The organism is Caloranaerobacter ferrireducens, assembly GCF_001730685.1.
Classification (GTDB): Bacteria; Bacillota; Clostridia; order Tissierellales; family Thermohalobacteraceae; genus Caloranaerobacter; species Caloranaerobacter ferrireducens.
In genome coordinates this window covers 71,840-84,376 of the sequence record NZ_MDJR01000004.1, presented here as the reverse complement: position 1 = coordinate 84,376, position 12,537 = coordinate 71,840, and the positions used below count along the sequence as shown (strand labels likewise).

General features: G+C 29.3%; 11 protein-coding genes. All 11 read left to right on the top strand.

The window, feature by feature from the left end:
• The first annotated feature begins 119 nt into the window (after window positions 1-119).
• The 11 genes from BFN48_RS07680 (at window position 120) to BFN48_RS07630 (ending at window position 12,437) form a co-directional block, all read left to right on the top strand.
• On the top strand, window positions 120-590 hold the full coding sequence (locus BFN48_RS07680) for a GNAT family N-acetyltransferase (protein WP_207644713.1): 471 nt from the start codon (window positions 120-122) through the stop codon (window positions 588-590).
• A 31-nt stretch (window positions 591-621) separates the two neighbouring features.
• On the top strand, window positions 622-2,358 hold the full coding sequence (locus tag BFN48_RS07675; protein WP_069650317.1) for an ABC transporter ATP-binding protein: 1,737 nt from the start codon (window positions 622-624) through the stop codon (window positions 2,356-2,358).
• 218 nt (window positions 2,359-2,576) lie between these two features.
• A complete protein-coding gene (gene ctpM / locus BFN48_RS07670) occupies window positions 2,577-3,935 on the top strand; it encodes a radical SAM/SPASM domain Clo7bot peptide maturase (protein WP_069650316.1) in 1,359 nt (452 codons plus the stop codon).
• A gap of 32 nt (window positions 3,936-3,967) precedes the next feature.
• Window positions 3,968-4,849, top strand: coding sequence for a DUF4097 family beta strand repeat-containing protein (locus BFN48_RS07665; protein ID WP_069650315.1), 882 nt, complete (start codon window positions 3,968-3,970; stop codon window positions 4,847-4,849).
• Window positions 4,850-5,097: 248 nt separating this feature from the next.
• Window positions 5,098-6,696 carry a spore germination protein gene (locus BFN48_RS07660; protein WP_242863244.1) on the top strand — a complete coding sequence of 533 codons (1,599 nt, stop codon included), beginning with the start codon at window positions 5,098-5,100 and terminating at the stop codon, window positions 6,694-6,696.
• Window position 6,697: 1 nt separating this feature from the next.
• Window positions 6,698-7,876, top strand: coding sequence for a Ger(x)C family spore germination protein (locus tag BFN48_RS07655; protein WP_069650313.1), 1,179 nt, complete (start codon window positions 6,698-6,700; stop codon window positions 7,874-7,876).
• 14 nt (window positions 7,877-7,890) lie between these two features.
• Complete coding sequence (locus BFN48_RS07650; RefSeq protein ID WP_069650312.1) at window positions 7,891-8,103, top strand: hypothetical protein; 213 nt, start codon at window positions 7,891-7,893, stop codon at window positions 8,101-8,103.
• A gap of 5 nt (window positions 8,104-8,108) precedes the next feature.
• Window positions 8,109-9,191: a GerAB/ArcD/ProY family transporter gene (locus BFN48_RS07645; RefSeq protein ID WP_069650311.1), complete on the top strand. Its 1,083-nt coding sequence runs from the start codon at window positions 8,109-8,111 to the stop codon at window positions 9,189-9,191.
• Window positions 9,192-9,251: 60 nt separating this feature from the next.
• Window positions 9,252-10,064, top strand: coding sequence for an Asp23/Gls24 family envelope stress response protein (locus BFN48_RS07640; protein WP_069650310.1), 813 nt, complete (start codon window positions 9,252-9,254; stop codon window positions 10,062-10,064).
• 174 nt (window positions 10,065-10,238) lie between these two features.
• Window positions 10,239-11,492 (top strand): Glu/Leu/Phe/Val family dehydrogenase, encoded by a 1,254-nt coding sequence (locus tag BFN48_RS07635; protein WP_069650309.1) that lies wholly within the window; start codon window positions 10,239-10,241, stop codon window positions 11,490-11,492.
• A 60-nt stretch (window positions 11,493-11,552) separates the two neighbouring features.
• Window positions 11,553-12,437 (top strand): DNA-3-methyladenine glycosylase family protein, encoded by an 885-nt coding sequence (locus BFN48_RS07630; protein ID WP_423230247.1) that lies wholly within the window; start codon window positions 11,553-11,555, stop codon window positions 12,435-12,437.
• Window positions 12,438-12,537: the final 100 nt, after the last annotated feature.

The following is a 12,537-nucleotide window of genomic DNA, read 5'->3' as shown; positions in this document are numbered from 1 at the left end:
TATCTGAAATATATAAATTATATTGATTATGTCAAAAATTTTGCAAAAAATAAGTGGAATTTGTACTAAAAATATCATTGTTTCTGATAGGTGTTATTAAAAAAAGGGAGAGGTGGGAAGTGAGGTCGGCAAAAATAAGAAAAGCATCTATAGAAGATGTAGATTCAATAGTTGATCTTTGGAAAAAGTTATCTGTAGATCAGTTAAGCAAAGATCCATATTATAAAGGCAAAATAGACTTTGGGGATGAAAAAACTACTTTTTTAAATGCAATAAAAAATCCAAAATGTTGTATTTTTGTAGCAGAAAGCGAAAATAAGGTAATTGGATTTATTGAAATATGGCTTAAGGAAAAAGATTTTTATTTTTTTATAGATGATTATGCATATATTTTACATTGTTTTGTAGAAGAAGAGTTTAGAAACTATAAATTAACACGAAGATTGTTTTTAGCAGCAGAAAATTGGGCAAAAGAAAATGATGCTAAATACCTGCAAGCAGATGTATTTCAGCATAATTCAAGAGTGATTGAAGGATTGCGGTATCTTGGATTATTGAGTTATAGGACTAGACTCGTGAAACCTATTTAAATAATAAGCTGGATTTCAAAGAGGTGTGTATATGAAAGAACTCTTAAAAAAAATTATTCAGGTAATAAAACCATATACAAAATTGCAGGTAGTAGGGTTATTTTTAACAATTTTATATTCTGCTACTTATTTTGCAGCACCAATTGTCTCGAGGTATTTGATTGATGAAGTTTTACCTAGTAATTCTATTAATAAAGTTTATTATGGACTTGCTATCTTTTTTGTTGTCTGTATATCACAGCCTATAACTGGCTATTTCAAAAACTTATTATTTATGAAGATATCTGAAAGCATTACATTTCATCTTAGGAGAGATATGTTTACTAGAATAATGTATGCACCTTTAAAATTTTTTAATAAGGCTAAAAAAGGTGCAATTGTGTCAAGAATTATTGATGACAGCCGAAATGCAAGTAATTTCATTACAAATTTATTTATAGTTATAATAAAAAACATAATTTTAGTAATAATCATTTTAGGTGGAATGTTCTACTTATCTATAACAATAACATCAATAGTTTTAGTTATAAGCACTCTATTTCTTATATTTAATTTTTACTTAAGCAAAAAATTTCGAAAAATCTCTTTGGAGGTAAGAAAAAACTATGACGATTCCTGCACGATGATTGAGCAAGCAACTAATTCGATAATAACTGCGAAAGTATATCAATTAGAAGAATATTTTATAGGAAAATATTCTCAGATATTAGATAAAGCTTATAAAGATAATATTAAGTTCCGTTATCTAGAAATATTTTTAAATAGTTCAGCTGAGGCATTAACAGTTATATCTATAACGATTATTTATGGATTAGGGACTGTATATGTAATACAAGATAGGATGACTTTAGGAACAGTAGTAGCTTTAGGACTATATTTTCAAATGCTTATATATCCGGTTCTTGAACTATTAAATAGTAATATTGGAATACAGAAAATTATTCCTATTTTTGATAGGATATATGAATATTTAGAATTAGAAAATGAAGAAGTTAATAAAGATGAAATTGAAAATAAAATTATACAAAACAAAAAAAATATTCTTAAAGGAGACATAATTATAAAAGATTTATGGTTCAAATATGAAAACAATTATATATTAAAGAATATAAATTTGAGTATAAAAGAAAATAGCATAGTTGCTTTTGTAGGACCATCTGGGGTTGGAAAGAGTACTTTAGTTAAATTATTGCTAGGCCTATATTCTCCTTCATCAGGGAATATATATATTGGTGGAGTCAATATTAAATCTCTTGGGTTACGTGTTTTAAGAAGTAATGTAGCTTATGTATCTCAAGATATAGATTTATTAAATGCAACAATAATTGAAAATATTAGATGTGGAAATAAAACTATCAAACATACTGAAATTATAAAAGTTTGTCAAGATGTAGGGATACACGAGGATATTATTAAACTACCAAAGGGTTATAATACAATGATTTATGAAATGCCTAATCTTTCTGGAGGACAAAAACAGAAAATTGCAATAGCTAGAGCTATAGTTAGAAAGCCATTAATTATGGTATTTGATGAGCCGACTTCTGCATTAGATCCAGAAAGTGAAAAGAAAATATGTGATTTAATAAAAAGGTTGTCAAAACAATGTACTATTATAATTATTTCACATAGGCTTTCTACAATAATGAGTGCTGATAAAATATTTGTTTTTAAAGATGGCTCTATTTTAGAGGAAGGAAAGCATGAAATGTTAGTAAAAAGTAATGGGGTTTATGCAGGATATATTAAAAAGGCAAATGTAATGTAAACTTTGAGTTGAAAAGTATATTAAAACTTTTAACTATACTTGATTTAAGGAGGTGAAAAGGTGAAATATATTATCAAACCACAAAATAGAATAGAAGGAATATATTGTTATTGTAAAAATTGTACTAAAGAGTGTGTAAATAGATGTGATTACTATGTGTAATTACTATATAACTTATTAGTTTATAAGTATAAATAGATGGGATTAGGAGGGGGATAATGAAAGCTTCTAAATATAATTTTATATGGGATTTAGAAAATGGTAATAAATTAGCATTTAATTCTATGAGCTGTGGATTAGCAGAGGTTAATGATGAATTTTTAGAAATATTAGAAAATGTTGAAAAAATAAAATATGAGGAATTAAAAGGAGCAAAAAAAGAGTTAGTAGATAATATGCTTTTAGGAAATTTTATAGTCCATGATTATATTGATGAACTAAAAATGCTAAAGTTTAAGCATTATCAAGGTAAATTTGGTAGAAATGGGTTAGGATTAACAATAGCTCCTACTTTAAATTGTAATTTTAAATGTCCATATTGTTATGAGACACTCGATACACATATTATGAACCAAGAGATAAGACAAGCAATAGTAAATTTTGTTAGAGAATCAGCCAAAACACTTAAGGAAATTCATATAACATGGTACGGTGGAGAACCTTTATTAGTGAAAGATATAATATACGAATTATCAGAGGAGTTTATTAAGATAAGCAAGGAGAATAATTGTAAGTATGATGCTTATATAGTTACTAATGGATATTTAATTGATGATGAGATAATTAAAAATTTTAAAAAATATAAAGTTAAAGGAGCACAAATTACACTTGATGGTCCACCACATATTCATAATAATCGCAGAATTCTTAGAACAGGAAAAGGTACTTTTGATGTTATTTTAAAAAATATTAAAAAGTTAAAAGACGCAGATATGCAAGTAGGATTGAGAATAAATATAGATAAAGAGAATTCAAAATTTATTCCCGAATTATTAGATATACTAAAAGATAATAATCTTACTAATTTAGATGTTTCTTTTGGCCATATAACTCCTTATACTGAAGCTTGTAGTTCAATTTCTGATTCATGTTTAACTACTAAAGAATATGCTGATTTAAACTTAGAATATCAAAAATTATTACACGAAAAAGGATTTAAAGCTGAAAGATATCCATATTATCCTGGAATAAAAGCAAATTATTGTTGTGCTGATCAAATAAATTCTTTTGTAATCGATCCTAAAGGATATATGTATAAATGTTGGAATAATGTTGGAAATAAAGATATGGCAGTAGGAAATATTAAAACCATAAAAAGTTTAACAGATGAAAAAATGATTATGAACCATGTGAATTGGCTTACTTCAGTACCTTTTGAACATGAAGAATGTTTGGAATGTAAACTTTTACCTGTGTGTATGGGAGGATGTCCATATAATCTAAAAAGGTTAGGGAAACCTAATTGTGAAAAATGGAAATATAATTTAGAAGAAATATTAAAATATACTTATGTTTATAAGACAAGAAATGAAAAAAATAAAGAAATTAAAAAAAGAAGTGAAAAACAAGCTATATGATATTTTAAACTAAAATAAACGGAGGTAAGTTAATGGTAAAAGAAATAGTTAAACTATTTTTATTAACTATATTTGCAGTTAGTTTATTTGTGGGTTGTAGTAACAATATCAAAATAAATGATTTTGCTTCTAAAAAAGGTTATGTAAAAAATATATCATATGAAAAAAAAGTAGATGCAATTAATTGTGAAAAGCTTAAAATAAATGCCAATATATCAGATGTAGAAGTAAAGACAGTCAAAGGTAATTCAATTAACATAGCAGTATTTAATGAAGTTGAAGGTAAAAATAAAGAAGTTGTAGAGAAAATGCTCAGAAATATGGATTATAGAATAAAAAAAGAAGGGGATATAATAGAAATTAATTCTATTAGTGACAATCAGCCAGAAGGCATATATAGTATAACTGGAAAGCTAAAACTTAGCATACCAGAGAAATTATTGGCAATTGACGTTACTACTAAAATTGGAGATATAAATATAGATACAACATTAGAAAAGATAAATGTAGAAACGAAAATTGGAAGTATAAATGCTAGTTTGGAGAAGGCAAAAGAAACTAAGTTAGTATCTGATACAGGAGATATTAAAGTAAAAGGTCAAAGTGAAAAAGTTGATATTTCAACAAAAGTTGGAAACATTAATTTAGATATAGAAAAACTAGTAAATGCAAATGTTAAATCAAAAATAGGGGACATTAGTGTACATTTAAGAACAATAAGCTATGATGGGCAATATATGTTTGAGTCCAAAACTGGATTTATGAAAATTAAAATTCCTAAAAATACTAAAGTTAGTATTAATGGTATGCAAAAGGCTCATATGAGATTAGATGATGTAAAATTAGATGCAAATGGAGTAAAACTATATATTAAGCCACCAAGTGCAGGCGATGTTGTAATACAAGGATATTAAATTAGCTTACTATTTTATAAGTAGACTTTAGATTTTGATAAAGTATAAGAATATGTAAATTTAAGAAAATCATGATTTCAAAAAGGATTTTCATTTTTAATAAGTATATAATTATGAAAAGTATTTAGATTATTTAAAGCAATCCCAAGAAATTCAAATGGGATTGGCTTTTTTTATGTTTGAATATATTTTTCATTCCATGAAATACTAATAATTGAGTCAAATGTATTATTTATGAGGTGATTAAGGTGTTAAGATATTTCACCAGATTGTTAAATTATTTTGTATTAAAAGCTAAAAATGATAGTGCACAAGATTCGCAGTATTATACAAAGACTGAAAAAATACCAAGGTCTATTGAGAGTGTTAAAGCGAAACTTAAAGAGATATTTTCTGATTCAAGTGATTTTGTTTTACGAGAGATAGTAATGGGTGAAAATTCAGAAGTTAAAATACTAGTTGCATTTATTGATGGATTAACTAATAAGCAAACTGTAAATACAAATATTTTAAAAGCATTGATGATAGAGTCCAGAATATCAAATTTAAATAGAGTAGTAAACAAAGAAACTATTATAGATATACTTAAGGAGAACTTGTTAAGCATTGGGGACCTTAAAATTATCAGTGATTTTAAACAAACGGTAGATGATATTCTTTCGGGCGATACTGTTATATATATCGATGGCAAAACTGTAGCATTTAAAGCGGATACTAAAGGTTGGGAGTCAAGAGGCGTTGAGGAACCTGATACAGAAGCAGTTGTAAGAGGTCCTAGAGAAGGTTTTACAGAAACTTTGAGAACTAATACAGCACTTTTACGTAGAAAAATTAGGAATCCTAAACTGAAGTTTGAAATGATTAAATTAGGAGAGCAGACTAATACAGAGGTATGTATCTGTTATATAAAGGGTATAGCTAATCCAGATATCATAGAAACTGTTAAAAGAAGACTAGAAAAGATAAAGATAGATGCAATACTTGAGTCAGGATATATAGAAGAATTTATTGAAGATGAACCATTTTCACTATTTCCTACTGTAGGGAATAGCGAAAAACCAGATGTTGTAGCAGCTAAGCTACTAGAAGGTAGAATTGCGATTCTTTGTGATGGAACTCCTTTTGCATTAACAGTTCCATATTTATTAATAGAAACAATACAAGCAAGTGAAGATTATTATTCAAGACCGTATTTTGCTTCAATAGCAAGATTTGCACGAGTGTTAGCTTTCTTAGGTTCAGTTATACTGCCTAGTTTTTATGTAGCATTAATTTCATTTCATGCTGATGTAATTCCATTTAAGTTATTATTGTCAGTATCTGCATCGAGAGAGGGATTGCCTACATCTGCTTTTACTGAAGCTCTATTAATGGTACTTTCTTTTGAGCTGTTAAGAGAAGCAGGTGTTAGAATGCCGAGGCCAATCGGTCAAGCCGTAAGTATAGTAGGTGCTTTAGTACTTGGTGAAGCTGCAGTTAAAGCAGGTCTTGTTAGTAATTTGATGATTATGGTTACTGCATTGACTGCTATTAGTAGTTTTGTAGTACCTCCGATGGGTGGCACTATTCCCATATTAAGAGTACTATTTCTCATTCCTGCAAATACATTGGGGTTTATGGGGCTGTTTTTATCTATATTTGTAGTTCTTATTCATCTATGTTCATTAAGATCATTTGGAGTACCTTATACGTCTCCATTTGCTCCACTTGATGGTATGGGATTAAAAGATTCTATTGTAAGATTTCCAATATGGAGTATGATTACAAGGCCAAAAGCTATTACTGGCAATAAAAACAGAAGGATTGAGTATAGAATGAAAGTTAATCATATAAAGAAAGAGGATTGATATGATTAAGCTAAAGAAAATTTTAGTTCTATTGTTGATGATTATCTTTAATATTGTAATATTTTCTGCTTGTTGGGATAATAAGGACTTGACAGAAAAAGCATTTGTTACTGCTGTAGGTGTTGATAAAACTAGCGAAGGCAAAATACAGTTGACTTTGCAGATAGTTAAGCCTACCATAATGAAAGCAGGAGAGCAAGGGGCTGCGCAAGAGGAAGCATTTTGGGTTTTTACAACTACTGGAGATACCATTTTTGAAGCAGCTAAAAATCAGATGATTACGGTAAATAGAAAACCTTTTTATAATCATGCAGATTTAATGGTTATAGGAGAGGAATTTGCGCGAAATGGTATTATGGAAGCATTAGATTTCTGGGAGAGAAATCATGAACCGAGATTAGGTGCAGATATTCTTGTCGCTAAGGGGACGACTGCAGAGGAAATATTAAAAGCTAAGAGCGATTTAGAAAAAATACCTTCTATACATATAAAAAGTATATTAGAAAATAATAAAGCGCTTGCTAAAATAAAGAAAGTTACTATTATTGATGTTTTAAAGCAGCTTATTCAGCCTGGGTTAAGTCCAGCTATAGGGGCTATAAAAGTTGCTAAAAAAGAAAAAGTACAAAAAATTGAAAATATGAAAATAGATAGTACTGCTGTTTTTAAAGGTGATAAATTGATAGGTTATCTTAATACTACTCAAACTCGGGGGCTTTTATTTATACAAGATGAAGTTAAAAATGCAGTTTACAATGTGGATAATCCTTTAGATGAAAGTAAAAAAGTAGCAATAGAGATATCAAATTCAAATGGGAAAATAGATGTTAAAATAGTTGATGGAAAGTTAGCTTTGTTAATAGAAGTTAAAGCAATAGGAAATATAGCAGACCAGCAGGGAAATGGTGATTTAACTACAAAAGAGATTTTTAAAAAGTTAAGTAAACAGGCAGAAAAAGCTATAAAGAGAGATATTCAAGATGTCGTAAATATTGCACAAAAAAAATATAAAAGTGACATTTTTGGCTTTGGAGAAGTTGTTTATAAGAAACATTTAAACTATTGGAAGCAAGTTAAAGACGATTGGTCAGATATTTTTAGTAATGCTCCAGTTGAAATAAAGGTAGAAGTAAAAATTAGGGGTACTGGAATTATAGGAAAGCCATCTAAAGTTAGGTGAAGGCAGGGGTCGGTATGGTAATAGGTTTGATTACTATATATATTTTGATTGTAGTTTTTGATATACCAGTAATATCAAGAACAAATAAAAAGAAAAAAACTATTATTGTATATTCGATATTGTTAGGATTAAGTTTTATTGTAAGTATACTTCTGATGTTTGAAAAAATGCCAACAACTCCTTCTATAGTTATTGAAAATCTAGTAAAATCTGTTTTTAAGAGGTGAAGAAATTGATTAGCAATGAAAAAATCTCACCAGTCCAATTATCATTTGTAATAATGGGATTTATTTTTGGAAGTTCTGCTATAATAACGCCAGCAGTAGCTGCTTGTCAAGATTCATGGTTAGCCTATATTTTTGGCTGGGCTGGAGGTTATATACTAATTGGAATGTATGCATATATATCGATATTAAATCCATCAAAAACATTTATAGAAATATTAAGAGATACTTTTGGTAAATACATCGGTAGTGTTATTGGGATATTTTATATTTGGTATTTTATTCATTTAGCAGGACTTGTCTTCAGAAATTTGGGCGAGTTTATGGTAACATCTATTTATACCGAAACACCACTTATTTTTATTATAATTTCTATAGCCTTAGTATTAACTTATAGTTTAAAAAAAGGGTTAGAAGTTATCGTTAGAGTAGGAGAAATAACTGTTCCAGTAATGTTAATTTTGGTTCTTTCGATATTTTTATTGGTAATGGGTCATTATGAAGTGAAGAATCTCTTGCCTTTTTTAGAATATGGTTTTTTTAGAGTATTAAAAGTGAGTTTTTCTGTACTAACTTTTCCGTTTGGTGAAACTGTAGTGCTTTTAATGATATTCCCTTATCTGAAAAAACAAAAAGATTTGCTGAAGGTATCTTATATTTCACTTACAGTTATTGGCTTTATTTTGTTAAGTGTAGTAATGAGTAATTTGATGGTTTTAGGAGCAGATATGTTAAATAGAGATTTATTTCCGTCGCATGTGACAATAAGTTTGATTCCTGGAATAGCTGTTGAGCCATTTATTTCAGTGAATTTGCTTATAGCAGGAAGCATGAAAATAGTAATGTGTCTTTATGCTTCACTTATTGGAATTACTCAATTATTTGACTTAGATGATTATAAGCCATTTGTTATTCCTGTAGTTGCAATTGCAGTTGTGATTTCTATATGGGTGTATGATAATTTGCCAGATATGGTAAGATGGGCTGGTGAAGTTTATCCTTATTATGTTATTCCATTTCAAATTATAATCCCAGCGTTAGTATTAGTTATTTCAATAGTGAAAAATAGGAGACAGAGAACAGACTATTGACTATCAACTAATAACATATGATACAATGTCCATATAGTTAATTTTTTTGGAGGAATGTTTATGAAAGTGGCAGCTCTTATTGGCGAAAGTGGTACGGGTAAGAGTTACAAGGCTATTATGCTGGCTAAAGAATTAGGAATTGAATATATAATTGACGATGGATTATTGATAAAAGGGACAAAAGTTTTGGCAGGAAAGTCTGCTAAGAGGGAAGACACTATTGTAAGTGCAGTAAAAAGAGCTTTATTTATGGACAAGGACCATAGAAAAGAAATGAAGGAAGCTATAAAAAATCTTAAGCCTGATGCTCTATTAATATTAGGCACATCAGATAGAATGGTAGATAAAATTGTTGAAATATTAGAAATTCCTGCGATATCTAAAAGAATATATATACAAGACATATCTGATAAATATGAAATTGATTTAGCAAAAAAACAGAGGCAGTTAGAAGGGAAACATGTTATTCCTGTACCTACTTTTGAGATAAAAAAGGAGTTTTCAGGATATTTTATAGATACTTTAAAAGTATTTTTTAAAAAAACAAACAATGATAAGCAGTATTTTGAAAAAACAGTAGTAAGACCTACATTCAGTTACTTAGGCAAATACACCATATCACGCAATGTAATAAGAGATTTAGTTAAATATGCTGCTTACAAGGTTATAGGTATTTCTAAGGTAGGAAATATAGATATAAAAACTAAAGAACAAGGAATAATAATTTCTTTAGATGTGGAAATGGTATATGGAAATCCGATAAAACCTCTTGTGAGAAGAATGCAGGAGCAGATAGTAGATGAAGTTGAATATATGACTTCCTTAAACATACTTTCTGTTGATGTTAGTGTCAAAAAAATGATAAAAATTTAATATTTATTTACAAAAAAAAATATATATGTTATAATTCCCATGTGGGACAGAAATACTACATATCGGTAGCGTTATAAAAGGTTAGGTTTTCAATTTGAAAACCTTTTCCTAAAATATATAAATGTTAATATTTTAACAATATTAAATTACTATATGTTATAAGGAGGTCCTATAATGGCTGAAAAAACTTTAAATCCATTTGAGATTGCCCAACAACAAATTAAGACAGCATGTGATAAGCTTGGAGCAGAACCAGAAGTATATGAATTATTAAAAGAGCCAATGAGAGTTCTAGAAGTGTCAATTCCTGTAAGAATGGATGACGGAAGTATCAGAGTATTCAAAGGATTCAGATCACAGCACAATGACGCGCCTGGACCAACAAAAGGTGGTATAAGATTCCATCAAGATGTAACTAGAGACGAAGTTAAAGCTTTATCAACTTGGATGACTTTCAAATGTGGAGTAATTGGTCTTCCATATGGTGGAGGAAAAGGTGGAATTATAGTTGACCCACGTGAATTATCAGAAGGAGAATTAGAAAGATTATCAAGAGCTTATGCTAGAGCAATAGCTCCAATTATTGGAGATAAAAAGGATATACCAGCGCCAGACGTTAATACAAATGGACAAATAATGGCTTGGATGGTTGATGAATATTCAAAATTACAAGGACACAATGTTCCAGGAGTATTCACTGGAAAGCCTGTTAGCTTCGGAGGTTCATTAGCAAGAACTGAAGCTACTGGATATGGTGTTGCTATAATGGTTAGAGAAGCAGCTAAGAGATTAGGATTAAATATAGCTGACTTAAAAGTAGCTGTTCAAGGTTTTGGTAACGTTGGAAGTTATGCAGCTATGTATATGGAAGAAATGGGAGCTAAGGTTATAGGTGTATCTGATTCATCAGCTTGTATAATCAATGAAAACGGATTAAATGTAAAAGAATTAATGGAATACGTAAAAGAAAACAGACATGTAAAAGGCTTCCCTGGAGCTGAAAAAGAAGTTAACAGAGATGAAGTACTTACATTAGATGTTGATGTATTATTACCATGTGCATTAGAAAACCAAATAACTAGTAAAAACGCTAATGACATAAAAGCTAAGATTATAAGTGAGGGAGCTAATGGTCCAACAACTCCTGAAGCAGACGAAATACTATACAATAAAGGAGTATTAGTAATTCCTGATATCTTAGCTAACTCAGGTGGAGTTACTGTTTCATACTTCGAGTGGGTACAAAACTTAATGAACTACTACTGGAGCTTTGAAGAAGTACAAGAAAAACAAGAAAGATTAATGGTTAAGGCATTCAATGAAATATATGAATTAATGGAAGAAAACAAAGTTGACATGAGAACTGCAGCATACATGATGTCAATCAAGAGAATAGCTGAAGCTATGAAGTTAAGAGGTTGGTATTAATAAAAAGCTGGCGTAATGCCAGCTTTTTTTCATTGGACGACCTTTAAAGAGGAAGGGTGTATCACTTTGAAGATAATTGAAGAGAGAGATAAAGTTATCATTGAAAATCTAGAAGATTTTGAACCTGAGCATATATTCGAATGTGGACAATGTTTTAGATGGAATAAAGAGGAAGATGGTAGCTATACAGGTGTAGCAAATGGAAAAATTATAAATGTAAAAAAAGAAGATGGAAAGATTGTTTTTTCTAATACTAATCTAAGTGAATTTAATGATGTTTGGTTTGAATATTTTGATTTAGGTAGAGATTATAGTGAAATAAAAAGAGAGCTTTCAAAGGATACAATTTTAAAAAAAGCTGTAGAATATGGCTATGGTATAAGAATATTAAAGCAGGATGTTTGGGAAATTTTAATATCATTTATTATTTCGGCTAACAATAGAATACCGATGATAAAAAGAGCTATAGAAAATTTAAGTCAAAAATATGGAGAGTTTATTGGTGAATATAATGGAAAAAAATATTATAGTTTTCCTAAAGCAGATACTCTTAGTAAGCTGACAATAGATGATATAAGAGATTGTAAGACAGGATTTAGAGCTAAATACATATTTAATGCTGCAGTGATTGTTTCGAATAAGCAGATGGATATCTATAGGTTGAAAAACTTATCTACAGAAGAAGCGAAAAAAGAATTGATGCTATTTGCTGGTGTAGGACCTAAGGTTGCTGATTGTATAATGCTATTTTCTATGGAGAAATATGATGCTTTTCCGATAGATGTTTGGGTAAAGAGGGTAATGGAGTATTTTTATCTTAAAAAAGATACTAAACTTAAAGATATACAAAGATATGCACAAAACAAATTTGGTGAATATGCAGGTTTTGCACAGCAATATCTGTTTTATTATGCAAGAGAGAATGGGATTGGTGCTAGGGATTAGGGACTGGATTAGAAAATGTAAAATTAAAAATGGAAAATATAAAATTATTTTGACTATTTGCTTTTCGCTACTTGCTTTTCGAATGACGAACAGCGAATGA

Bases quoted from the DNA above. Each gene is read 5' to 3' on its own strand.
- BFN48_RS07675 (WP_069650317.1), top strand. From the start codon at position 622: ATGAAAGAACTCTTAAAAAAAATTATTCAGGTAATAAAACCATATACA.
- ctpM (WP_069650316.1), top strand. From the start codon at position 2,577: ATGAAAGCTTCTAAATATAATTTTATATGGGATTTAGAAAATGGTAAT.
- BFN48_RS07665 (WP_069650315.1), top strand. From the start codon at position 3,968: ATGGTAAAAGAAATAGTTAAACTATTTTTATTAACTATATTTGCAGTT.
- BFN48_RS07655 (WP_069650313.1), top strand. From the start codon at position 6,698: ATGATTAAGCTAAAGAAAATTTTAGTTCTATTGTTGATGATTATCTTT.
- BFN48_RS07650 (WP_069650312.1), top strand. From the start codon at position 7,891: ATGGTAATAGGTTTGATTACTATATATATTTTGATTGTAGTTTTTGAT.
- BFN48_RS07640 (WP_069650310.1), top strand. From the start codon at position 9,252: ATGAAAGTGGCAGCTCTTATTGGCGAAAGTGGTACGGGTAAGAGTTAC.
- BFN48_RS07635 (WP_069650309.1), top strand. From the start codon at position 10,239: ATGGCTGAAAAAACTTTAAATCCATTTGAGATTGCCCAACAACAAATT.